The 22,216-nt window shown below is 60.0% G+C and carries 20 protein-coding genes; 11 read left to right on the top strand and 9 right to left on the bottom strand.

Annotation, left to right across the window (positions count from 1 at the left end; translation table 11 throughout):
- Nucleotides 1-72: 72 nt before the first annotated feature.
- The 4 genes from FGA82_RS18255 to FGA82_RS18240 all read right to left on the bottom strand — a co-directional run bounded on the left by FGA82_RS18255 (nucleotide 73) and on the right by FGA82_RS18240 (nucleotide 5,668).
- Entirely contained in the window at nucleotides 73-621 is a 549-nt protein-coding gene (locus FGA82_RS18255) for a cupin domain-containing protein (protein ID WP_007950154.1), read from the bottom strand.
- A gap of 574 nt (nucleotides 622-1,195) precedes the next feature.
- Nucleotides 1,196-2,479, bottom strand: coding sequence for an NAD(P)/FAD-dependent oxidoreductase (locus FGA82_RS18250; RefSeq protein ID WP_141128129.1), 1,284 nt, complete (start codon nucleotides 2,477-2,479; stop codon nucleotides 1,196-1,198).
- 51 nt (nucleotides 2,480-2,530) lie between these two features.
- The gene (locus FGA82_RS18245; RefSeq protein ID WP_141128128.1) at nucleotides 2,531-4,021 is read right to left on the bottom strand and encodes an aldehyde dehydrogenase; all 1,491 of its coding nucleotides are present in this window, start codon (nucleotides 4,019-4,021) and stop codon (nucleotides 2,531-2,533) included.
- A gap of 270 nt (nucleotides 4,022-4,291) precedes the next feature.
- The gene (locus FGA82_RS18240) at nucleotides 4,292-5,668 is read right to left on the bottom strand and encodes a glutamine synthetase family protein (RefSeq protein WP_007918694.1); all 1,377 of its coding nucleotides are present in this window, start codon (nucleotides 5,666-5,668) and stop codon (nucleotides 4,292-4,294) included.
- 282 nt (nucleotides 5,669-5,950) lie between these two features.
- Here FGA82_RS18240 and FGA82_RS18235 point away from each other — a divergent pair, with 282 nt between their 5' ends.
- From FGA82_RS18235 to FGA82_RS18210, 5 genes are all read left to right on the top strand, one after another.
- Nucleotides 5,951-6,712 (top strand): gamma-glutamyl-gamma-aminobutyrate hydrolase family protein, encoded by a 762-nt coding sequence (locus FGA82_RS18235; RefSeq protein WP_141128127.1) that lies wholly within the window; start codon nucleotides 5,951-5,953, stop codon nucleotides 6,710-6,712.
- A 346-nt stretch (nucleotides 6,713-7,058) separates the two neighbouring features.
- On the top strand, nucleotides 7,059-8,201 hold the full coding sequence (locus tag FGA82_RS18225) for an ABC transporter ATP-binding protein (RefSeq protein ID WP_007919249.1): 1,143 nt from the start codon (nucleotides 7,059-7,061) through the stop codon (nucleotides 8,199-8,201).
- 29 nt (nucleotides 8,202-8,230) lie between these two features.
- Nucleotides 8,231-9,112, top strand: a complete 882-nt coding sequence (locus FGA82_RS18220) for an ABC transporter permease subunit (protein ID WP_371042493.1) — start codon at nucleotides 8,231-8,233, stop codon at nucleotides 9,110-9,112.
- Nucleotides 9,109-9,984 (top strand): ABC transporter permease subunit, encoded by an 876-nt coding sequence (locus FGA82_RS18215; RefSeq protein ID WP_122598593.1) that lies wholly within the window; start codon nucleotides 9,109-9,111, stop codon nucleotides 9,982-9,984. Before FGA82_RS18220 ends, FGA82_RS18215 begins: the two co-directional genes overlap by 4 nt.
- A gap of 190 nt (nucleotides 9,985-10,174) precedes the next feature.
- Nucleotides 10,175-11,272, top strand: coding sequence for a polyamine ABC transporter substrate-binding protein (locus tag FGA82_RS18210; protein WP_034155530.1), 1,098 nt, complete (start codon nucleotides 10,175-10,177; stop codon nucleotides 11,270-11,272).
- A gap of 236 nt (nucleotides 11,273-11,508) precedes the next feature.
- Here the strand turns inward: FGA82_RS18210 and thpR are convergent, their stop codons facing one another.
- Nucleotides 11,509-12,030 carry an RNA 2',3'-cyclic phosphodiesterase gene (gene thpR, locus FGA82_RS18200; protein ID WP_141128126.1) on the bottom strand — a complete coding sequence of 174 codons (522 nt, stop codon included), beginning with the start codon at nucleotides 12,028-12,030 and terminating at the stop codon, nucleotides 11,509-11,511.
- A gap of 106 nt (nucleotides 12,031-12,136) precedes the next feature.
- On the opposite strand from thpR, the gene FGA82_RS18195 reads away from it, so the two are divergent.
- Nucleotides 12,137-12,331, top strand: a complete 195-nt coding sequence (locus tag FGA82_RS18195; RefSeq protein ID WP_141128125.1) for a hypothetical protein — start codon at nucleotides 12,137-12,139, stop codon at nucleotides 12,329-12,331.
- A 116-nt stretch (nucleotides 12,332-12,447) separates the two neighbouring features.
- Here FGA82_RS18195 and FGA82_RS18190 read toward each other — a convergent pair whose 3' ends face one another.
- Both FGA82_RS18190 and FGA82_RS18185 read right to left on the bottom strand, forming a co-directional pair.
- Entirely contained in the window at nucleotides 12,448-12,801 is a 354-nt protein-coding gene (locus FGA82_RS18190; RefSeq protein WP_095118352.1) for a DUF1428 domain-containing protein, read from the bottom strand.
- A 2-nt stretch (nucleotides 12,802-12,803) separates the two neighbouring features.
- Complete coding sequence (locus tag FGA82_RS18185; RefSeq protein ID WP_141128124.1) at nucleotides 12,804-13,886, bottom strand: hypothetical protein; 1,083 nt, start codon at nucleotides 13,884-13,886, stop codon at nucleotides 12,804-12,806.
- Between the two features lie 301 nt (nucleotides 13,887-14,187).
- Here FGA82_RS18185 and FGA82_RS18180 point away from each other — a divergent pair, with 301 nt between their 5' ends.
- Nucleotides 14,188-14,463: a hypothetical protein gene (locus FGA82_RS18180; RefSeq protein WP_141128123.1), complete on the top strand. Its 276-nt coding sequence runs from the start codon at nucleotides 14,188-14,190 to the stop codon at nucleotides 14,461-14,463.
- A 71-nt stretch (nucleotides 14,464-14,534) separates the two neighbouring features.
- Here the strand turns inward: FGA82_RS18180 and FGA82_RS18175 are convergent, their stop codons facing one another.
- Both FGA82_RS18175 and FGA82_RS18170 read right to left on the bottom strand, forming a co-directional pair.
- Nucleotides 14,535-15,599, bottom strand: a complete 1,065-nt coding sequence (locus FGA82_RS18175) for a hypothetical protein (protein ID WP_249384262.1) — start codon at nucleotides 15,597-15,599, stop codon at nucleotides 14,535-14,537.
- A 113-nt stretch (nucleotides 15,600-15,712) separates the two neighbouring features.
- Entirely contained in the window at nucleotides 15,713-15,916 is a 204-nt protein-coding gene (locus tag FGA82_RS18170; RefSeq protein WP_064120858.1) for a hypothetical protein, read from the bottom strand.
- Nucleotides 15,917-16,159: 243 nt separating this feature from the next.
- Here FGA82_RS18170 and FGA82_RS18165 point away from each other — a divergent pair, with 243 nt between their 5' ends.
- The 4 genes from FGA82_RS18165 to paoC all read left to right on the top strand — a co-directional run bounded on the left by FGA82_RS18165 (nucleotide 16,160) and on the right by paoC (nucleotide 22,106).
- Entirely contained in the window at nucleotides 16,160-17,914 is a 1,755-nt protein-coding gene (locus FGA82_RS18165; RefSeq protein WP_141128121.1) for an L-lactate permease, read from the top strand.
- A 420-nt stretch (nucleotides 17,915-18,334) separates the two neighbouring features.
- Nucleotides 18,335-18,958, top strand: coding sequence for an aldehyde dehydrogenase iron-sulfur subunit PaoA (gene paoA, locus FGA82_RS18160; RefSeq protein ID WP_141128120.1), 624 nt, complete (start codon nucleotides 18,335-18,337; stop codon nucleotides 18,956-18,958).
- Nucleotides 18,955-19,911 (top strand): FAD binding domain-containing protein, encoded by a 957-nt coding sequence (locus FGA82_RS18155; protein ID WP_141128119.1) that lies wholly within the window; start codon nucleotides 18,955-18,957, stop codon nucleotides 19,909-19,911. The genes paoA and FGA82_RS18155 overlap by 4 nt, the downstream gene beginning before the upstream one ends.
- Nucleotides 19,908-22,106, top strand: coding sequence for an aldehyde oxidoreductase molybdenum-binding subunit PaoC (gene paoC, locus FGA82_RS18150; protein ID WP_141128118.1), 2,199 nt, complete (start codon nucleotides 19,908-19,910; stop codon nucleotides 22,104-22,106). The genes FGA82_RS18155 and paoC overlap by 4 nt, the downstream gene beginning before the upstream one ends.
- The last annotated feature ends 110 nt before the right edge of the window (nucleotides 22,107-22,216 follow it).

The raw sequence follows: 22,216 nt of genomic DNA, 5'->3' as shown, positions 1-22,216 counted from the left end.
CGCATTGAGAACCCGGCACATAGGCCGCTGCCGGGCCATATCAATTAACACCAAAACTAATCGGTATCGCCTTTAAAAATTCGCCGGCGTATTCGCACTAATGATCTCAGCCTCATCCGCCCCGATATTCCGAAACTTATGCGGCAGCGTAGTCGGAAAGTAATACCCATCCCCCGCGTTCAACACACTCACCGACCCATCCACAGTCAACTCAACCGTGCCACGGGTCACCAACCCACACTCCTCGCCCTCAGCATGCACAATCGGCTCTTCCCCAGAACTCGCGCCCGGTGCGTATTGCTCACGCAGCAGGCGCATCTGGCGACTTGGCACCGAGGCGCCGATCAGCAGCAGGCGCAGGCCGTGGCGGCCGAGGTCGGGTTGTTCGTTGGCGCGGAAGACGTATTGGTGTTCGCGCGGGGGTTGGTCGAAGGTGAAGAAGTCGGCCAGGGACATCGGTATGCCTTCGAGCAGCTTTTTCAGTGAGCTGACGGAGGGACTGACGCGATTCTGTTCGATCAGGGAGATGGTGGCATTGGTCACGCCGCTACGCCGGGCCAGCTCGCGCTGGGAGAGTTTGTAGCTTTCGCGTACTAGTTTGAGTCGAGAACCCGTATCCATGACTGCCTTATGTGAGAAGTACTTAGGCTCTGCGCGAAAACTGCCTGCGCGACGATCATGCTGCGTTAAAAACAGGCTCGGAATACTCATGTAGGGCCCTACACTCCGCTTCCTCGCCTGTTTTTGCCTTGCCTGATCGCCGCTCGGCGGTTCTCGCGCAGACCCACGGGTAATGGGGGTGGGTGGCGGGTGCCGCGCGAGGGGCGCGGATCACGTTGCTCCCGTGTCCCGGAACCGTGAAAGGCGGCTATTAAATCACGTTTGCCGGTGTTGCTCAGCAGGTTCGATGGACGGTGGGGCAAAAGTCCTTCTGGCCTTGGTAATACGGACCTGTAGGAGTGAGCCTGCTCGCGATTGGGTGGCACATTCAGCATTATTTTTGACTGGATGGCCGCCTTCGCGAGCAAGCTCGCTCCCACAGGGTTTGTGGTGTTTCTGTGGGAGGGATGGTGGCTGGGCTGGCCTCATCGCGAGCAGGCTCACTCCTACAATTTGATCTTTGGTGTGTCATTGGGATTGGTGGTGTGTGATGAAAAAAACCGGCGGGGTCTTGGGCCGCCGCCGGGGAGGTAACTTAGAGGCCGAAGCGGTCGCGCAGCGAGTAGTAGACGGCGCCGAGGGCGGTCAGTGGCGCGGAGAAGGTGCGACCGCCGATCATCGGCATGTGCGGCAACGAGGCGAACGCATCGAAACGCTCAGCGTCGCCGCGGATCATTTCCGAGATCAGTTTGCCGGCCAGGTGCGAGCAGGTGACGCCGTGGCCGCTGTAGCCTTGCATGTAGTAGGCGTTTTTCTCGATGCGGCCGAATTGCGGCATGCGTGACATGGTCAGCAGGAAGTTGCCGGTCCAGCGGTAATCGATTTTCACGTCTTTGAGCTGCGGGAAGGTCTTGAGGATCTTCGGGCGGATCAGTTGTTCGATGTCGTCCGGCTCACGCGCGCCGTAGACCACGCCGCCGCCGTACAGCAGACGGTTGTCGGCAGTCAGGCGGTAGTAATCCAGCAGGTAGTTGCAGTCTTCGACGCAGTAGTTGTTGGTGATCAGGCTGCGCGCCTGTTTCTCGGTCAACGGTTCGGTGACGACGATCTGCGAACCGCACGGCATGCTTTTCGCGGTGACGCGGTTGTCCAGACCTTGCGGCAGGTAGGCGTTGCCGGCGATCAGCAGGTACTTGGCGCGGACCTGGCCTTTGGCTGTACGCACGACGTTAGGCTCGCCATATTTGATTTCCACGGCCGCCGATTGCTCGTAGATCTTGCCGCCCAGACGCGTGATTGCCGCTGCTTCACCGAGCGCCAGGTTCAACGGATGAACGTGGCCGCCCTGCATGTCCAACAGACCACCAACGTAAGCATCGGAGCCGACTTCGCGACGAATCTCAGCCGCGTCGAGCATCTTCAGATTGCGGTTGCCATAACGTTCCCAGCCGCGTTTTTGCTCGGCCAGACCGTTGAGTTGTTTTTTGTTCATCGCCGCGAAGATACCGCCCGGACGGTAGTCGCACTTGATGTCGTATTCCTTGATGCGCGAGCGGATGATGTCGGCGCCTTCGAAGATCATGCTGCCAAGGATTTCTGCAGTCTTGTCGCCGTAGCGCTCTTCGATCACGTCGACGTCGCGGCTGTAGGAGTTGACCAGTTGACCGCCGTTGCGACCGCTGGCGCCGTAGCCGACTTTCGCCGCTTCCAGCACCGTCACTTTGTAGCCAGCTTCGGTCAGGAACAGCGCCGAGGACAGGCCGGTGTAACCGGCGCCGATGATGCAGACATCGCACTCGACCGACTCTTCCAGAACCGGGAAGTCGATGACTTCGTTGCGGGTGGCGGCGTAGTAGCTGTTTACGTGTTGTTGCTTCATTTTATTGTTCTCCGAAGGTCGCTCATCAAGAGCGACCACCGCTGTAGAAAATCAGAGCTTGATCCAGGTCGCTTTCAGCTCGGTGTACTTGTCGAACGCGTGCAGCGATTTATCGCGGCCGTTGCCCGACTGTTTGAAGCCACCGAACGGTGCGGTCATGTCGCCGCCGTCGTACTGGTTGACCCAGACGCTGCCGGCGCGCAGGCCACGGGCGAAGGTGTGCGCCTTGCTGAGGTTGCTGGTCCACACGCCGGCGGCGAGGCCGAAGATGCTGTCGTTGGCGATCTGCAGCGCTTCTTCGGCGGTGTCGAAGGTGATCAGCGACAGCACTGGGCCAAAAATTTCTTCCTGGGCGATGGTCATCGCATTGGTCACGCCGTCGAAAATCGCCGGTTGCACATAGAGGCCGCCGGTTTCTTCAAGGGTGCGTTGACCGCCAGCAATCAGCTCGGCGCCCTGCTCGCGACCGATGCTGATGTAGCGCAGCACGTTGTCGAGTTGACGCTGATCGACCACGGCACCGACGGTGGTTGCCGGATCCAGTGAATGACCCGGTTTCCACGCTTGCAGCGCTTCCACCAGTAGCGGAATGAACTGCTCGCGGATAGAACGTTCGACCAGCAAACGTGAACCCGCAGTACAGACTTCGCCCTGGTTGAAGGCAATGGCGCCGGCCGCTGCTTGTGCTGCCGCGCGCAAATCCGGTGCGTCGGCAAACACCACGTTCGGGCTCTTGCCCCCTGCTTCGAGCCAGACGCGTTTCATGTTGCTTTGGCCTGCATAAATCATCAGTTGCTTGGCAATCGCCGTGGAGCCGGTGAAGGCCAGCACGTCGACGTCCATGTGCAACGCCAACGCCTTGCCGACGGTGTGGCCGAAGCCCGGCAAGACGTTGAACACGCCTTTCGGAATGCCGGCATCCAGCGCGAGCTGGGCGATGTGGATCGCGGTCAGCGGCGATTTTTCCGATGGCTTGAGAATGAACGAGTTGCCCGCTGCCAGCGCTGGAGCGAACTTCCAGCTGGCCATGATCAGCGGGAAGTTCCACGGCACGATGGCCGCGACCACGCCGGATGGCTCGCGGGTGACGAGGCCAAGTTGATCGTGCGGGGTGGTGGCGACTTCGTCGTAGATCTTGTCGATGGCTTCGGCGCTCCAGCGGATCGCGTTGGCGGTCGCCGGGATGTCGATGCTCATCGAATCGCTGATCGGTTTACCCATGTCGAGGGTTTCCAGTAGCGCCAGTTCTTCCTGGTGCTGAAGGATCAGATCGGCGAAGCGGATCAGGATGCGCTTGCGCTCGGCCGGGGCTTTTTTCGCCCAGATGCCGGACTCGAAAGACTGGCGCGCGACTTCGACGGCGAGGTTGGCGTCGGCTTCATCGGTGCTGGCCACGGAGGCGAGGAAACGGCCGTCGACGGGGCTCAGGCATTCAAACGTGTCGCCACTGATGGCCGGGCGGTATTCACCGTTGATGAACGCGCGGGCTTCGATGGTCAGGGACTGGAAGCGTTGTTCCCAGTCGTTGCGGGTCGTTGTCATTGTTGTGGCTCGACAAGGGGGGATTGGGGGTTGTCGTCTGGCTGCGATGTCTGGCTTGAGATGGCTGCTCACCCTAGCCCTCTCCCAGGGGTAGAGGGGACCGATTGGGGGATGCTCAGAATCTCCGCCGACCTGAAAAATCTTTGCCGAATCCATAAACGGCTGGATCGATCAGGTCGCCGGATATCTCAAGACAACCCGGTCAGTCCCCTCTCCCTTTGGGAGAGGGTTAGGGTGAGGGGCTCTTCAGCTTTTGAGGGCCTCAGCCAATCACACCGTATGCAGATACCAATTGTACTCAAGGTCAGAGATCGAGTTTTCGAACTCGGCCAGCTCGCTTTCCTTGCACGCGACAAACACGTCGATGTACATCGGGTCGATGTAGCGGGCCATGACTTCGCTGTCGTCCAGCTCGCGCAGTGCGTCGCGCAGGTTGTTCGGCAAGCTCTGTTCGTTCTGCTCGTAGCTGTTGCCTTCCACCGGTGCGCCCGGCTCGATCTGATTGGTCAGACCGTGGTGAATGCCGGCCAGTACCGACGCCATCAGCAAGTACGGGTTGGCATCGGCACCGGCGACGCGATGCTCGATACGCACGGCGTCGGCCGAACCGGTTGGCACACGGACCGCAACGGTGCGGTTGTCGATGCCCCAGCTCGGCGAGTTCGGTACGTAGAACTGCGCGCCGAAGCGGCGGTACGAGTTGACGTTCGGGCACAGAAACGCCATTTGCGCAGGCAGGGTCTCCAGCACACCGCCGATCGCGTGACGCAGTGCGGCGTTCTGCTCGGGATCCTCGCTGGCGAAGATGTTGTTGCCTTCTTTGTCCAGGATCGAAATGTGTACGTGCAGACCGTTGCCCGCCTGGCCCGGATACGGCTTGGCCATGAAGGTGGTGTCCATCTCGTGGTCGTAGGCGATGTTCTTCACCAGACGCTTGAGCAGGACGGCGTAATCGCACGCCTTGATCGGGTCGGAGACGTGATGCAGGTTGACTTCGAATTGCGCCGGGGCGCTTTCCTTGACGATGGCGTCAGCCGGGATGCCCTGCTCTTTCGCGCCTTCGAGGATGTCTTGCAGGCAATCGACGTATTCGTCGAGATCGTCGATCAGGTAAACCTGAGTCGACACCGGGCGCTTGCCGGACACCGGCGAACGTGGCGACTGCGGACGACCGTTCACGTTGTCCTGGTCGATCAGATAGAACTCGAGTTCGAATGCCGCGCAGATGGTCAGACCGAGGTCATCGAATTTGCGTACGACGTTGGCCAGCACTTCACGCGGGTCAGCGAAGAACGGCTGGCCTTCGATTTCGTGCATGGTCATTAGAAGTTGTGCGGTGGGACGCTTCTGCCACGGTTCGATGCTCAGGGTGCCGGGGATCGGGTAGCAAATGCGGTCAGCGTCGCCGATGTCCAGACCCAGGCCGGTGCTTTCCACCGTGGAGCCGTTGATGTCGAGCGCGAAAAGCGAGGCCGGCAGGTTGATGCCTTTCTCGTAAACCTTATGAAGACTGGTGCGTTCGATGCGCTTGCCGCGCACCACACCGTTCATATCCGCAATCAGAAGGTCGACGTACAAAACCTCAGGATATTTCTTAAGGAATGCGTTTGCTTCGTTGAGTTGAACGGTACGCAGAGGGACCGACATGATGCACCTATTTAGCTGTTAATTATTATGTTCACTGCTGTTTCGCCGAGCCAGTCAACCCGAACGGCAAAGTGAAGTCAATAGCGAACAGATGGCCGCTCAGGGTTTATTTTTCGGGCTTTTTTTAACACTTGCGTACCAATACAGGCGCCAAAGCCCCGAGAATCATGAAGATATGATGAACGGCGTTTAGAATTTTTTACATGGCAGTTGTTAATTAAAATCAACGAGGCTAAGCTCCGGAAAAGCTCGTTCAAGTGTCAAACTTCGAGGTGAATAAAAATGGCATTCAAGCCATTGATCGGCGTTACTGCGTGCGTCAAACAGATTGGCCTGCACCCCTATCACATCAGCGGCGACAAGTACGTACGTGCTGTCAGCGTTGGCGCTAACGGGCTGCCAGTGGTCATTCCTTCTCTTGGCAACCTGACTGAAATCGAAGACCTGCTCGGTCAACTCGACGGTCTGCTGCTGACCGGCTCGCCCTCGAACGTGGAGCCTTTCCACTATCAAGGCCCGGCCAGCGAACCCGGCACGGATCACGATCCGGCGCGGGATGCCACCACCCTTCCTTTATTGCGTGCAGCCATCGCGGCGGGCGTTCCGGTGCTCGGCATTTGCCGGGGTTTCCAGGAAATGAACGTGGCGTTCGGCGGCAGCCTGCACCAGAAGGTGCATGAGCTGCCGGGCATGCTCGATCACCGCGAAGCCGACAGCCCTGACGTGGCCGTGCAATACGCACCGGCCCACGCCGTGACGGTATTGAGCGGCGGCGTGTTCGAAGCGCTGGAGCTGCCGGGCGAGTTCCAGGTCAACTCGATTCACAGCCAGGGCATCGACCGCCTCGCCCCCGGCCTGCGTGCCGAAGCGGTGGCTCCGGACGGCTTGATCGAGGCGGTCTCGGTCGAGCACAGCCCGACCTTCGCCCTCGGCGTGCAATGGCACCCGGAATGGCAAGTGCTCGACAACCCGAACTACCTGAAGATTTTCCAGGCATTCGGCGAGGCTTGCCGGCAACGGGCGGCGCGGCGCAACCAACGCTGACATCAGCCAAGAATACGTAACGACTTACTGCCCCCATGAATGTCGGGTGTGCCTTTGTGCATCCGTCATTCGTGAACAGCAACACCCGTAATAACAACAAGTACGACCCAGGCAGCCAGGACGGCGGCGCCGACCAAGCCAGGACAACCCACTGAAAATGTGGCCCCTGTAGGAGCTGCCGAAGGCTGCGATCTTTTGATGTTGATTGTAAAAAACAAGATCAAAAGATCGCAGCCTTCGGCAGCTCCTACAGGGACATGTGTGAGGGGGATGGTTGTTCCTGGCTTGCAATCCACTTAAGCCCGGCCACATTGGCCAGGCGAACGAAACCTGTTGGGAGTTTCACATGGCAAACGCCTCCAGCACTTACAGGAAGGCACTTGAAGGTCATCAGCAACCGAAAAAGGTGCTGGTGAAAGTCGATCGTGTCACCAAGAAGTTCGACGAAACCGTGGCAGTGGACGATGTGTCCCTGGAGATCCATCAGGGCGAAATCTTCGCCCTGCTCGGTGGCTCCGGTTCGGGCAAATCGACTCTGCTGCGCATGCTCGCCGGTTTCGAGCGTCCGACCGAAGGGCGGATTCTGCTCGACGGCGTGGACATCACTGACATGCCGCCGTACGAGCGGCCGATCAACATGATGTTCCAGTCCTACGCGCTGTTCCCACACATGACCGTCGCGCAGAACATCGCCTTCGGCTTGAAGCAGGACCGTTTGCCCGCCAGCGAAATCGATGCCCGCGTCGATGAAATGCTGCGCCTTGTACACATGACCCAATACGCCAAACGCCGTCCGCACCAGTTGTCTGGCGGCCAGCGTCAGCGCGTCGCCCTCGCCCGTTCGCTGGCCAAGCGTCCGAAGCTGTTGCTGCTCGACGAGCCGATGGGTGCGCTGGATAAGAAGCTGCGTTCGCAGATGCAACTGGAGCTGGTGCAGATCATCGAACGCGTCGGCGTGACCTGCGTAATGGTGACCCACGACCAGGAAGAGGCCATGACCATGGCCGAGCGCATCGCGATCATGCACCTGGGCTGGATCGCGCAGATCGGCAGCCCGGTCGACATCTATGAAGCGCCGGTCAGCCGCATGGTCTGCGAATTCATCGGCAACGTGAACGCCTTCGACGGCACCGTGGTAGAAGACCTTGAAGGTCACGCGATCATCCACAGCCCGGACTTGCAGCAAAAGATTTACGTCGGTCACGGCGTCAGCACCTCGGTGCAGGACAAGTCGGTCACCTACGCGATCCGTCCGGAAAAAATGCTCGTCAGCACCACTCAACCCGAGTTCCGCTACAACTGGTCCGAAGGCAAGGTGCATGACATCGCCTACCTCGGCGGTCACTCGGTGTTCTACGTCGAACTGCCCGGCGGCAAAATCGTCCAGTCGTTCATGGCCAACGCCGAACGCCGTGGCGCACGTCCGACCTGGGACGACAAAGTCTACGTGTGGTGGGAAGACGACAGCGGCGTGGTACTGCGCTCATGAAAACCTTCAATCAGCAATTCCTGCGCCTGGTGCCCAGCGGGCGAAAACTGGTGATCGGCATTCCGTTCATCTGGCTGTTCCTGTTCTTCATGCTGCCGTTTTTCCTGGTGATGAAGATCAGCTTCTCGGAAGCCGCGCTGTCGATCCCGCCGTACTCGGAGATCTACACCTACGCCGAACAGAAATTCCAGCTGCTGCTGAACATCGGCAACTACACCATGCTCGGCGAAGACGAGCTGTACTTGTCGGCGTATCTCGGTTCGCTGAAGGTCGCGGCGCTGAGCACGATGATGTGCCTGCTGATCGGTTTCCCGATGGCCTACGCCATCACCAAGACCGGCAAGGAAACGCAAAACGTCCTGCTGCTGTTGATCATGATGCCGACCTGGACGGCAATCCTGATCCGCGTTTACGCGTGGATGGGCATCCTCAGCAACAACGGTTTGCTCAATGCGTTTCTGATGTGGACGGGGCTGACCGATCACCCGATCGAGATCCTCAACACCAACACGGCCGTGTATATCGGCGTGGTCTACGCCTACCTGCCGTTCATGGTGTTGCCGCTGTACGCCAACCTCGTCAAGCACGACGGCAGCTTGCTGGAAGCCGCGCAGGACCTGGGTTCGAGCAACTTCAACAACTTCTGGAAAATCACCGTGCCGCTGGCCAAGAACGGGATTATTGCCGGCTGCATGCTGGTGTTCATTCCGGTGGTCGGTGAGTTCGTGATCCCAGAACTGCTCGGTGGCCCGGAGACACTGATGATCGGTCGCGTGCTGTGGCAAGAGTTCTTCAATAACCGCGACTGGCCGGTGGCGTCTGCGCTGGCGGTGGTGATGCTGTTGATCCTGATTGTGCCGATTCTGCTGTTCAACCGCAGCCAGGCCAAAGAGATGGAGGCACGGGGATGAAACGCTTCGGTTTTTCCAAATTCATGCTGATCTTCGGTTTGATGTTCATTTATCTGCCGATGCTGATTCTGGTGATCTACTCGTTCAACGCCTCGAAACTGGTGACAGTCTGGGGCGGCTGGTCGGTGAAGTGGTACGTCGGTTTGCTCGACAACACGCAACTGATGGGCTCGGTAGTGCGCTCGCTGGAAATCGCCTGCTACACCGCGATTGCTGCAGTCGCGCTGGGCACCCTCGCCGCTTTCGTGCTGACTCGCGTCACGCGCTTCAAGGGTCGCACGCTGTTTGGTGGTCTGGTGACCGCGCCGTTGGTGATGCCGGAGGTGATCACCGGTCTGTCGCTGTTGCTGCTGTTCGTGGCCATGGCGCAGTTGATTGGCTGGCCGCAGGAGCGTGGGATTGTCACCATCTGGATCGCCCACACCACGTTTTGTGCAGCCTATGTGGCGGTGGTAGTCTCCGCCCGCCTTCGCGAGCTGGACCTGTCGATCGAAGAAGCGGCGATGGATCTCGGTGCGAAGCCGTTCAAGGTGTTTTTCCTGATCACCATTCCAATGATCGCGCCGTCGCTGGCGGCGGGCGGAATGATGTCGTTTGCCTTGTCGCTGGATGACCTGGTGTTGGCGAGCTTCGTCTCCGGACCGGGTTCGACCACCCTGCCGATGGAAGTGTTTTCGGCAGTGCGTCTGGGCGTGAAGCCGGAGATCAACGCGGTGGCGAGCCTGATTCTGCTGGCGGTTTCCCTGGTGACCTTCCTGGTCTGGTACTTCGGCCGCAAGGCAGAAGCCAACCGCAAAAAAGCGATTCAGGAAGCAATGGATCAGACCGCGAACGAGTCGTGGCAGCAACCGCAACAAGCCGCCACCGCATAACCCTGTAGGAGCTGCGGCACGCTGCGATCTTTTGACCTTGATGTGAAAGATCAAAAGATCGCAGCCTCGTTTCACTCGACAGCTCCTACACAAATGTAGTCAGCCCCTCGGTCAGTCCCCTCTCCCTCTGGGAGAGGGTTAGGGTGAGGGGGCTTCGTGCAATGTGAATAAGAAGAATGGAGTTGTACCGATGAAAATGTTTGGCAGGACTCTGCTGACACTGTCCTTAATGGGCGCAATGGTCATGGGCGCCCAGGCCAACGACAAGGTGCTGCGCGTTTACAACTGGTCCGATTACATCGCGCCGGACACCGTCAAGAAGTTCGAAGACGAGACCGGCATCCGCGTGACTTATGACGTCTTCGACAGCAACGAAACCCTTGAGGCGCGGTTGCTGGCGGGCAAGTCCGGTTACGACCTGGTCGTGCCGTCGAACAGTTTCCTGGCCAAGCAGATCAAGGCTGGCGTCTATCAGACCCTGGACAAATCCAAACTGCCGAACTGGAAGAATCTCAACCCGGTGCTGCTGAAAAACGCCGCCGCCAGTGATCCGGACAACGCCCATGCGTTCCCGTACATGTGGGGCTCGATCGGCATCGGTTTCAACCCGGCCAAGGTCAAGGAAGTGCTCGGCGCCAATGCCCCGACCAATTCCTGGGATTTGCTGTTCAAGCCGGAAAACGCTGAAAAGCTCAAAGCCTGCGGCATCAGTTTCCTCGACTCGCCGACCGAAATGATCCCGGCCGCCCTGCACTACCTGGGCTATCCGGTGAACGACAAGGACACCGCACACATCAAGGAAGCCGAGGCGCTGTTCATGAAGATCCGCCCGAACGTGGCGTATTTCCATTCCTCGAAATACATCTCCGATCTGGCCAACGGCAACATCTGCGTGGCGGTCGGTTACTCCGGCGACGTGCTGCAGGCCAAGGCCCGCGCGGTGGAATCGGGCAACAACGTGGTGATTGACTACAGCATTCCCAAGGAAGGCGCCGGCAGCTTCTACGACATGGTTGCGATCCCGCGCGATGCCGCTAACGTCGAGAACGCTTACCTGTTCATGGACTTCCTGATGCGCCCGGACATCATCGCCGAGATCACCAACAGCAACGGCTACAGCAACGCCAACGCGGCGGCCACGCCACTGGTGGATGAAGCGATCCGCAACGACCCGGGTTCGTATCCGTCGCAAGCGGTGATGGCGACGCTGTATGCGGTGCCGGATCAGCCGATTGCCACCCAGCGAATCATGACCCGCGGCTGGACGCGGGTGAAACTCGGTAAGTGAGCCGATGATCGTTCCCACGCTCCGCGTGGGAATGCAGTCCGGGACGCTCTGCGTCCCAAAGCGTGACGCGGAGCGTCACAAGAGGCATTCCCACGCAGAGCGTGGGAACGATCAGTGTAAAAATTTCCCGTTCACGCAGCGCCTTACCACCGCTGCACCCTGCTATGAACGGCCTCACCTGGCTCCCTCGGCTCAGGTGAATTCTCAGGCGCCCTCGGGCGCCTTTTTTTGCGCCTTCAGATCAGCGGCCAGTCTTGCAAAATCCGATAGCGACCCTTGTGTGATTCGAACAGCGCGAAGCGTTCGGCACGCAGGAAGAACTCAGGCGGCGTGGCGGATTCCGGCTCCGGCGCACGGTAATCACGGGCCAAGGTCAGGTGCGGACGAAATTCGCGCGGTGTCTCTTCCAAACCAAAGGGCAACATGGCCTGCTCCAACGCATAAACCAAGCGCAACAACGCCTGCGGAGCTTGCTCCGGCGCCAGCGACAACACCCCGGCGCGATGCCAGACCTGCATGCGATCCAGCGAAATCTTCAGCGCCTCTCCTGGCGTACGCACTTGCCCGGCCGCCTCGCAGACATCGTTGATTTGCACCAATGGCACCGCGCCGAGAAACAGCAGCGTCAGATGAAAGTTGTCCGCCGGCACCGGCTTACCGGTTCGCAACCCCAGCTCCCCGCGCCATTGAGCGATCGCCTTGCGTTGCGCCGGCGGGCAATCGAGGGCGAAAAACAGTCGCTTCGCTTCATCGGTCATGGCCCTGCTCCCTGTTCAAAGTGTTCCGCCGGATTCTACACAGCCTGATCTGACGACTCGTGACAGGTAGCTATAGTTCAAGGATTGCCATCAACCGGAGACCGTCATGCGCGAGGTCCTCAGCAAAGAACCGTGGTGGGCCCGGCCGCCGCAACCCGGGCAGGACGAAAGCGAACTGGAATGGGGCTGGCTGGTGCATTACAGCGAGGGTGAGCCGCGCTTCGAGTTCGTCCGTGAACGCCCGACGGACGAGCAGATCCGCAACCGAAAAAGCTGCCGAATCACCCCCTCAACCGAGTGAACACCGTACCTGTAGGAGTGAGCCTGCTCGCGATGGCGTTTGCACATTCAATGCTTCATTGACAGACCCACCGCTATCGCGAGCAGGCTCACTCCTACAATAGATTTGCGGTGGCTTCAGGGTTCGATGAGGTATTGGAAGCCGCCGTAGATCATGCGCTGGCCATCGAACGGCATCGGGTTCACATCGGGCTGCATGCGCGGGTCCTCCATCATTTTTGCCATGCCGGCATCACGGGTGGCTTTGTCCGGCCAGATCAACCAGCCCGAGGCGACGGTTTCGCCTTCCTTGAGCTTCACCGCCATCGGGAACGAGGTGAGCTTGCCGTCCGGCACGTCGTCTCCCCAGCATTCGGCCACGCTCAGGGCGCCGTACTCCTTGAACAGTACGGCGGCAATTTCGGCGTGCTTTTTGTACTGCTCACGATTGGCAGTCGGCACCGGCGCTACGAAAATATCGATGTAAGCCATGATCACTCTCCTTGCACGTTGGGTTCGATCTGCTGGTTAGTCGATTGCGGCGGTTGCCATTCGACAGGATTGACGCCCAAGCCGACCGACGGTTCATCGCCCCCACCCAGATTGCGCTCGACCTGCCCGGCCATGTGCAGCGTGCCGGCCATGACGCCGGTGGTCGGGTTCTGCACCAGTTTCAGCCAGGCCTTGTCGAAGGTGCTGCCCAGACTGCTGCGGATCAACGCTTCACTGTCAGGCCGGTCATTGGCCTGGATGATCGCGCGAATGCCGGCCACACCCACCGAAATCAATCCGCCAGCCAGTTTCCCGGCCGCAGCGGCTACTGCGCTGGCCGCGCCGCGCGGGGCCATTTCCGCTTCCATCCGTTGGCTGGCGCGTTTGGCCACCGGCGCCATGCCAGCATCCGTCGAGGCAATCCCCTTTGAGCCACCCTCGGTGTGAATCTTGTCGATCAGCGCGGCATAGGCCGGCAAGGTGTTCAACGGTTCCGTGCTGATCACTTGAAACAACGAAGCATCGCGCGCCGGCGGCGGGCCCAGTGCGATGGCGGGGACTTTCTGCAAGCGTCCGTTGAGCTGACCAACGGGCACACCATGGCGCTGGGCGATAAGCGGCATCTGCTGCGCCATCAACTGCGCATAGAACGCCGTCGCCTGGCCGAGAATCGCATCCGGATCGATCTCCACCGCCACCGGTGCCAGCACCCTTTCCTGATATTGCTCAAGCAGATACGCCGCCAACCGCTTGGCCGACGCGTCCTGTTCGCCACCGGCATTGATCGTGTACCAACTGACTTTCATCGACAGCCATTCCTGAGTCCAGTAGCTGCTGAACCACGGGATGAAATTTTCTTCAGTTTGCTGATAGACCCGAGTGCGCCAATGTTCCATCGAACCACGGGCGAAAACTTTGACTTGCTCGGTGGACTGCTGCGAGGCGCTGACGATTTCCCGGTCGATCTGCTGCCAGGTCTGCGGCGAGACCAACACGGCTTGCGGCGCCGACACCGGCGCCCGCGCCGAGGTGGCGCAGCCGGCCAGCAACAACAATGCGGCGACGAGCAGCGCACGCGGGTTCACGGTGGTGGTTTCCTTTAAACAGGGAGGATGCAGATCTGAGTATAGGTGTGGGCGTCGGACCATTTGTCCGCTGTCGCGAAAACTCCGCAGATCCCCTGTGGGAGCGAGCTTGCTCGCGAATGCGGTGTATCAGACACATATGAATCGACTGGCTCGACGCCTTCGCGAGCAAGCTCGCTCCCACAGTGGTCTGCGACAACCATCAATGCCATCGATATTCACCATCGCGACGATTGCCTTCCGCCCACCGCCCATCAAAGGCACGATTGACCCATCCGAAACACAACGAGGAGTTCACAGCATGATTCACACCCACGTCACACTCTCCGTGAGTTTCCCGGTGTTCGGCAGCAACTATTACGACCAGCACGTTGTGTCGCATAAAGCGCAGGCACTGGTGTTCAACGAAGATTTCGAAGATCTGCTGATGCCCGCCGCGACTAATCATTTCAGTAATGAAGTGGTCGGCATCAACGATCAGTTCCGTTTTCTGAGCGACATTCTCGCCACCCATTTGCTGGACATCGAGGCCTCCGTGCCTGCGCGATCCAGCGTCCGGGCGAGCGCTCACTTTTAATTGCAACACGCACAAAAAAGCCCACTGGCCATTTCCGCGCAGTGGGCTTTTTCACATCAGAATTGCGCCGTTCAGCGCTTCCAGCACTCGGCGTAGCGCGAGCAGACGTTGTACTGCGCATCCATTTTGGCCATACGGTCGAGATGGCGTATGACGGTTTCGCCCATGACCTGCTTGGACGACTGGAAGTAGTACGTGATCATGCCGGTTTCCATGTCGGCCTGCACCGCATTGCCACGCTTGCCGGAAGTACCATCGACGGCAGACCATTCTTTCAAGCGCTTGTCGTCGATACTGCGCAGTCGTTTGCGATACTCGTCGCTGGAACGGGTGATTGCCTCGCTGGCAATCGCGGAACCCTCAATGTTGAACGCGTCTAGATTCTGACGGTACAGCGTCCAGTAATCGTCTGGCAGTTCAAAGCCCATTTTCGCCTTGCGCTCGCTGACCAGTGAATCGAGTTTTTCCGGCGTAAACGTCGTCGCGGCGCGCGTCTTCGCGTCGGACTTCAACACCACGAAGAGGCTGCCATTGACGATGCGGTCGATCATGACCGTCCGCTCCGGCGTATCCGGCAGCAGCACTGGCGGCTTGGGAAAGATCGGGTTGCGCCCGGCACAGGCCGCCAGCCCCTCGAGTTTTATCGGGATCGGCGTGCGCACGTCCTTGCCGTCGATGCGTTGCACACGCTGCATCAGCGTCGAACACTGGCGGCCCTTGAGGTCGAAGGTCAGCTCATATTCTGTATCGCGCTGAGGTTTGAAGCTGAAACCCGCCCCGCACACGGCATAACCAGTCTGGGTGTTGATCTTCAAGTACATTTCCTTGTCGGGCGGCAGTTTGATTTCCAGGTAGCTCTTGGCCTTTTCCGGGGGCGCCACACTCATGCCGACCCGGCGCGTGCTGTCGACAATAAACAGGTTGTTAAGCAAGCCGGTGGTCTGGCCATCGCAATGCTCTGCATCGTAGTAATCCACCGAGGCGTTATCGGTGCTGGCGACAAAGCGCAGCTTAGCGGCATCAGGTTCGGCCGAATCCTGATAGGTGCCCATCTGTGTGCATCCCGACAGCAGGAGGCCCGACAGAACAGCACCGATAACAACGGGTGAACGGCGCAACAGCAAAGCGACAGACATGATCATCCTTGGGGAGGGGGACAAAAAAATGGCGATGCTACTGAATTGCCATCATTGCGTCCATCCCCTTACGTCTGCGCGACTGTTGTCCTGATCGAGCGCGCAGAACTCAGTCAATCATCATCGCGATCACGGTAGTAACGACGCCCGTCGCGGCGATCATCGCGATCATCCCAGCGCCGGTCATGGTCGTAGTTGCGGCCATGATCGCGGTCGTAATGCCGGCCATGGCGGTGGTCATCATCAAAGTCCGCGACACAGCCACCGAGCATCACGGCGGCGGTCACGGTCAGCAGCATCGTTGTAGCGCGCTTCATTCAACACTTCCCTAAAACCAAGGTCTTGACGACGGAATCGGCGACGCTGCCCGCGCCTTCAGGACGCGGTGAGCGCAGCCGCAGATACGACCGGGTAAACCGCCGTTGATTCAGTGGCCACTAGCGACCGTTTGTCGCCCCGCCCGCGCCGCCCGAACGGCGGCGAAATGCCACCTATACTCCTTGCAACCAAGCCCCACGCAATGGATCTGCGCCCTCAATAACAACAAGCAGAGGTGGACCATGGTCTGGCAGCAAATCTACGACCCGTTCGGCAATCCGGTGATCTCCACGCTCATGGCCGCCGTACCGGTGGTGGTGATGCTCGCGGCGCTGGCGTTCTTTCACGTCAAGGCGCATCTCGCGGCGCTGCTAGCGCTGGCGTCCGCCCTGCTGATTTCGATTATTGCCTTCGGCATGCCGGCGAGCATGGCCGGCTCAGCGGCGTTGTTTGGCGCGGCGAATGGCTTGCTGCCGATCGGCTGGATCGTCCTCAACATCATCTTTCTGCATCGCCTGACCACCGAGAACGGTTCGTTCAAAGTGCTGCAGGATTCCCTAGCGCGGATCACCGATGACCGACGTTTGCAGTTGCTGCTGATTGCGTTCTGCTTCGGTGCGTTTTTCGAAGGTGCGGCGGGGTTTGGCACGCCGGTGGCGGTCACCGGGGCGATTCTGATTGGTCTCGGTTTTTCGCCCTTGGCCGCGTCGGGTCTGGCGCTGATCGCCAACACCGCGCCAGTGGCCTTCGGCGCGCTAGGCACACCAATCATTACCTTGGCCAAAGTCACCGGGCTGGATGAAATGGAGCTGTCGATGATGGTCGGTCGGCAGTTACCGTTTTTCTCGGTGCTGGTGCCGTTCTGGCTGATCTGGGCGTTCGCCGGGTGGCGCAAGATGCTGGAGATCTGGCCGGCGATTCTGGTGGCCGGGGTGAGTTTCGCCGTGCCGCAGTTTCTGGTGTCGAACTATCACGGGCCGATGCTGGTGGACGTGATCGCCGCGTTGATTTCCATGGCTTGTCTGACGTTGTTTTTAAAGGTGTGGAAACCGGCGACCATTCACACCTCGGCAGCTCTTTCAGGGCGAGTCGATAACTCCAAAGTCGAAGAAGAGAAAGTCACCGCCAGCGCCGCGTTCAGCGATCAGGCGCGCCCGGCGGTGATGCGCGCGTGGATGCCGTGGATCATCCTCACCGTGTTCGTGTTCGCCTGGGGCACGCAGGGCTTCAAGAACATCTTCGATGTGCGGCCAGCGATTGATCCCGTCACGCACTCGGCCAAACTCGACCCCACGGGTAAACCGGTGAACGAGGCCAATCCGATCTTCGCGCCGGCGGTGACCTTCACCACCCTGCACCTGCAAATCGAGAAAGTCCCGCCCGTAGTTGCCGCACCGAAAGCGGAAGAGGCGGTGTACAAGTTCACCTGGTTCACCGCCACCGGCAGCGGGATTTTGCTGGCAGCGATTGTTGGCGGTTTGCTGATGGGCTACTCGATTCCGCAACTGATCAAGCAATACCTGCGCACGTTGTGGGTGGTGCGGTTTTCGCTGATCACCATTGCGGCGATGCTGGCGCTGGGATTTCTCACGCGCTACTCGGGGCTCGACGCGACCATGGGTCTGGCGTTTGCGGCGACGGGGATTTTCTATCCGATGTTCGGCACGTTGCTCGGTTGGCTGGGTGTGGCGTTGACCGGTTCGGATACCGCGTCGAACGTGCTGTTTGGCGGCTTGCAGCGGGTCACCTCGGAACAGCTCGGGATCAGCCCGGTGTTGATGGCGGCGGCGAACAGTTCCGGCGGGGTGATGGGCAAAATGGTCGATGCGCAGTCGATCGTGGTCGCCTCCACCGCGACCCGCTGGTATGGGCATGAAGGCGAGATTCTGCGCTACGTGTTCTTCCACTCGATTGTGCTGGCGATCCTGGTCGGTGGACTGGTGACGTTGCAGGCGTATGTGGCGCCGTTTACGCATATGGTGGTTGGCTCGCATTAGCCAGGTACAGCCATTCCCCTGTGGGAGCGAGCTTGCTCGCGAAGGCGTCCGTTCAGTCAGTGAAGAGGTTGAATGTGCCGGCCTCTTCGCGAGCAAGCTCGCTCCCACAGGGTTCACGTTGTGAATGAAATGGTGGTTACCACACAGATCCCTGTAGGCCTTCGCCTGCTCGCGATAGCGGTAGACCTGTGAACGTATAGCGACCGGCACACCGCTATCGCGAGCAGGCGAAGGCCTACAGGGGGGTTGTGTCGTACCGTCGATTAATGAGCCACACGCATAACTCTATAGCGCAAATCCGCAAAAACCTTTTCCTCTTCCCGGCAGTCACTCCTTAACGAGACCGGCGATGACGCTGGCTGCCCGCTTGGGCCATCCACGACCCTGCTGCCCTGATGAAGAGAGAAAAGGATTCGAACCATGACGATTTCCCGACGCGGATTTCTGATCCTCGGCGCCGTGACCGCAACCGCCTTCGCGATGCCGCCGTTTATCAGCCTCAAGGCCTACGCGGCCAATCTGGAGCAACCGGCCATGAGCAAAGTGACGATCAACGTCAACGGCAAGCCGCGTGCGCTTGACGTCGACACCCGCACCACCCTGCTCGATGCCCTGCGCGAGCACCTGCACCTGACCGGCAGTAAAAAAGGTTGCGACCACGGCCAGTGCGGCGCTTGCACGGTGATTGCCGATGGCAGGCGAATCAATTCCTGCCTCACCCTCGCAGTGATGCATGAAGGCAGCGAGATTACGACCATCGAAGGCCTCGGCATGCCTGACAATCTGCACCCGATGCAGGCCGCGTTCATCAAACACGACGGCTACCAGTGTGGCTATTGCACCCCGGGGCAGATCTGCTCGGCAGTGGCGGTTATCAAGGAAATCCGCGACGGCATCCCCAGCCACGTCAGTGAAAGCCTTACCGAGGCGCCGCAGTTGATCGCCACAGAATTCCAGGAACGCATGAGCGGCAATATCTGCCGCTGCGGTGCCTATTCGAACATCATCGAGGCCATCACCGAAGTCGCGGAGGTGCCGGCATGAGACCGTTCAATTACAGTCGCGCCCACTCCCCCGCCGCGGCCGCCGCACAAGCCGCTCAAGTCGAAGGTGCGCGGTTTATCGCTGGCGGCACCAACCTGCTCGACCTGATGAAACTCGACATCGAAACCCCGCTGCACCTGATCGACGTCAATCACCTTGGCCTGGACCAGATCGAAGCCACGCCCGAAGGCGGCTTGCGCATCGGCGCGCTGGTGCGCAACACCGATCTGGCTGCCGACGCGCGCATCAGAAAAGACTACGCCCTGCTCTCCCGTGCCTTGCTCGCTGGGGCTTCCGGACAACTGCGCAACATGGCGAGCACCGCCGGCAACCTGCTGCAACGCACGCGCTGCCCGTACTTCTACGACACCAATCAGGCCTGCAACAAACGCCAACCCGGCAGCGGTTGCGCAGCGATCGGCGGGGTCAGTCGGCAACTGGGCATCATCGGCGTCAGCGACGCGTGCATCGCCACGCACCCGAGTGACATGGCGATTGCCATGCGTGCCCTCGATGCGCAGATTGAAACGGTGAAACCCGATGGCACGACCCGCAGCATCGCCATGGCCGATTTTCATCAATTGCCGGGCACCACGCCGAACATCGAAACCAGCCTCACGCCAGGCGAGTTCATCACCTCGGTGACACTGCCCGCGCCGCTCGGCGGCACCCACGTTTATCACAAGGTGCGAGATCGCTCGTCCTATGCGTTTGCGCTGGTATCGGTCGGCCTGATCCTGCAAAAGGACGGCAGCGGCCGCATCGCCGTCGGCGGTATCGCGCCGAAACCATGGCGGGTTGAAGCCGCCGAAGCGTTGCTGCCCCAAGGCGCCAAAGCCGTCAGCGCACGCCTGCTCGACGGTGCCACGCCGACCCACGACAACCAATTCAAACTGACCCTGGTCGAGCGCACGCTCGGTTCGGTGTTGGCGCAAGCGAGGGATGAAGCATGAAATTCGACACGCCCGCCACCACCAACCCGATCGACCAGTTGAAGGTCATCGGCCAACCCACCGACCGCATCGAAGGGCCGCTGAAAACCAGCGGGCAGGCGCCGTACGCCTATGAACAACATGAGGCAGTGGCCAATCAGGCTTACGGCTTTATGGTCGGCTCGGCCATCGCCAAGGGGCGGATCAACAACATCGATCTTGAGGCAGCCAAAGCCGCACCCGGTGTGCTCGCCATTGTTACCGCTGCCAACGCAGGCAAACTGGGCAAAGGTAAATACAACGCCGCGCATTTGTTGGCCGGGCCGGAGATTCAGCACTACCACCAGGCCGTCGCGCTGGTGGTTGCCGAGACGTTCGAGCAGGCCCGTGCGGCTGCGCAGATGGTCAAAGTTGATTACGTCGCGGCCAAGGGCGAATTCGATCTGGCCAGCGTGCGCGACCAAGGTATCGAGCCGAAAGAGGAACTGCCCGACGTCAGCCACGGTGATTTCGCCAAGGCGTTTGCCGCCGCGCCGGTGCAGTTCGATCAGACCTACACCACACCGGATCAGTCCCACGCGATGATGGAGCCGCACGCCACTCTGGCCGCGTGGACAGGCGATCAACTGACCTTGTGGACATCGAATCAGATGATCGCCTGGAGCGTCGGAGACATCGCCGCCACCCTCGGTCTGCCCAAGGAAAAAGTCCGGCTGATTTCGCCATACATTGGCGGTGGTTTTGGCGGCAAACTGTTCGTGCGCGCCGATGCGATCCTCGCCGCCCTCGGTGCGCGCATGGCTGGCAGGCCGGTGAAGGTCGCCCTCGCCCGCCCGCAGATCGCCAACAACACCACTCACCGCCCGGCGACGATTCAGCGCATTCGCATGGGCGCGACGGCGGACGGCAAACTCACCGCGATCGCTCACGAAGGCTGGTCGGGCAATCTGGCGGAAGGCAAGGTTGAGGTCGCGGCGCAACCGAGTCAGTTGCTGTATGCGGCTGAAAACCGGCGGGTCAGCATGCGTCTGGCGCCACTGGATCTGCCCGAAGGCAACGCCATGCGTGCACCCGGTGAAACGCCGGGGCTGATGGTGCTGGAAATCGCCATGGACGAGATGGCCGAGCAGCTCAAACTTGATCCGGTCCAGTTCCGCATTCTCAACGACACGCAGGTCGATCCGGTGAAAACCGAGCGGCCATTCTCACAACGGCGTCTCATTGAGTGCCTGCAAACCGGTGCAGAGAAATTCGGCTGGGACAAGCGCAATGCGCAACCGGGTACACGGCGTGAGGGTCGCTGGCTGATCGGCATGGGTGTGGCGGCGGCGATCCGCAACAACCTGCTGGTCAAGTCGGGCGCGCGAGTGCGGCTGGAGCGCGATGGCAAGATCACGGTGGAAACCGACATGACCGATATCGGCACCGGCAGCTACACGATCATCGCGCAAACCGCGGCCGAGATGATGGGCGTTGGTTTGAAGGATGTGAGCGTGCATCTGGGCGATTCGAGCTTTCCGGTGTCGGCTGGTTCCGGTGGGCAATTTGGTGCCAACTGCTCGACCGCCGGGGTGTACGCCGCGTGCATGAAACTGCGTGAGGCGGTGGCTGGCAAGTTGGGTATGGCGGCGGATCAGGCGGAGTTTGTCGACGGTCAGGTGCGTCTCGGCAGCAAGAGCGTGCCATTGCACAATGCCGCGCAAAACGGCGTTATCGTGGCTGAGGACAGCATCGAATTTGCCGACCTTGCCAAGCAGTATCAACAGTCGACGTTTGGTGCGCATTTCGTTGAGGTCGCGGTGGATGCGGCGACCGGTGAGGTGCGTGTGCGCCGCATGTTGGCGGTGTGCGCGGCCGGGCGCATTCTCAACCCGAAAGCGGCGCGCAGTCAGGTGATCGGCGCGATGACCATGGGCGTCGGAGCGGCGTTGATGGAAGAGTTGGCGGTGGACAAGAAGCTCGGCTTTTTCGTCAATCATGATCTGGCCGGGTATGAGGTGCCGGTGCATGCCGACATCCCGCATCAGGAGGTGATTTTCCTTGATGAGACCGATCCGGTGTCTTCGCCGATGAAGGCCAAGGGTGTTGGTGAGTTGGGAATTTGCGGGGTCAGTGCGGCGGTGGCGAATGCGATCTACAACGCCACCGGGGCGCGGGTGCGCGACTATCCGATCACCCTCGATAAAATCCTCTCTTCACTGCCGGAGATGATCTAAACGCCTGAAAAGAGCCCCTCACTGTAGAGACCGGTACATCCTTTACACATTAGACCGGGGACATCGTTTACACCTTTTCCAGGCTTGCTACGCGTTTAGCGCCGCGTTCA

This window comes from Pseudomonas fluorescens (genome assembly GCF_005938625.1).
Lineage (GTDB): Bacteria > Pseudomonadota > Gammaproteobacteria > Pseudomonadales > Pseudomonadaceae > Aquipseudomonas > Aquipseudomonas fluorescens_BD.
Note: the sequence above shows the minus strand (reverse complement) of the source record. Positions and strands in the feature narration are given on the sequence as shown.

Excerpts from the sequence above, each read along its gene's own strand:
- FGA82_RS18170 (WP_064120858.1), bottom strand. The coding sequence starts at position 15,916 with ATGAAGCGCGCTACAACGATGCTGCTGACCGTGACCGCCGCCGTGATG.
- FGA82_RS18245 (WP_141128128.1), bottom strand. The coding sequence starts at position 4,021 with ATGACAACGACCCGCAACGACTGGGAACAACGCTTCCAGTCCCTGACC.
- FGA82_RS18190 (WP_095118352.1), bottom strand. The coding sequence starts at position 12,801 with ATGGCTTACATCGATATTTTCGTAGCGCCGGTGCCGACTGCCAATCGT.
- FGA82_RS18165 (WP_141128121.1), top strand. The coding sequence starts at position 16,160 with ATGGTCTGGCAGCAAATCTACGACCCGTTCGGCAATCCGGTGATCTCC.
- FGA82_RS18175 (WP_249384262.1), bottom strand. The coding sequence starts at position 15,599 with ATGTCTGTCGCTTTGCTGTTGCGCCGTTCACCCGTTGTTATCGGTGCT.
- paoA (WP_141128120.1), top strand. The coding sequence starts at position 18,335 with ATGACGATTTCCCGACGCGGATTTCTGATCCTCGGCGCCGTGACCGCA.
- FGA82_RS18195 (WP_141128125.1), top strand. The coding sequence starts at position 12,137 with ATGCGCGAGGTCCTCAGCAAAGAACCGTGGTGGGCCCGGCCGCCGCAA.
- FGA82_RS18210 (WP_034155530.1), top strand. The coding sequence starts at position 10,175 with ATGAAAATGTTTGGCAGGACTCTGCTGACACTGTCCTTAATGGGCGCA.
- FGA82_RS18215 (WP_122598593.1), top strand. The coding sequence starts at position 9,109 with ATGAAACGCTTCGGTTTTTCCAAATTCATGCTGATCTTCGGTTTGATG.
- paoC (WP_141128118.1), top strand. The coding sequence starts at position 19,908 with ATGAAATTCGACACGCCCGCCACCACCAACCCGATCGACCAGTTGAAG.
- thpR (WP_141128126.1), bottom strand. The coding sequence starts at position 12,030 with ATGACCGATGAAGCGAAGCGACTGTTTTTCGCCCTCGATTGCCCGCCG.
- FGA82_RS18255 (WP_007950154.1), bottom strand. The coding sequence starts at position 621 with ATGGATACGGGTTCTCGACTCAAACTAGTACGCGAAAGCTACAAACTC.
- FGA82_RS18235 (WP_141128127.1), top strand. The coding sequence starts at position 5,951 with ATGGCATTCAAGCCATTGATCGGCGTTACTGCGTGCGTCAAACAGATT.
- FGA82_RS18240 (WP_007918694.1), bottom strand. The coding sequence starts at position 5,668 with ATGTCGGTCCCTCTGCGTACCGTTCAACTCAACGAAGCAAACGCATTC.
- FGA82_RS18180 (WP_141128123.1), top strand. The coding sequence starts at position 14,188 with ATGATTCACACCCACGTCACACTCTCCGTGAGTTTCCCGGTGTTCGGC.
- FGA82_RS18250 (WP_141128129.1), bottom strand. The coding sequence starts at position 2,479 with ATGAAGCAACAACACGTAAACAGCTACTACGCCGCCACCCGCAACGAA.
- FGA82_RS18225 (WP_007919249.1), top strand. The coding sequence starts at position 7,059 with ATGGCAAACGCCTCCAGCACTTACAGGAAGGCACTTGAAGGTCATCAG.
- FGA82_RS18155 (WP_141128119.1), top strand. The coding sequence starts at position 18,955 with ATGAGACCGTTCAATTACAGTCGCGCCCACTCCCCCGCCGCGGCCGCC.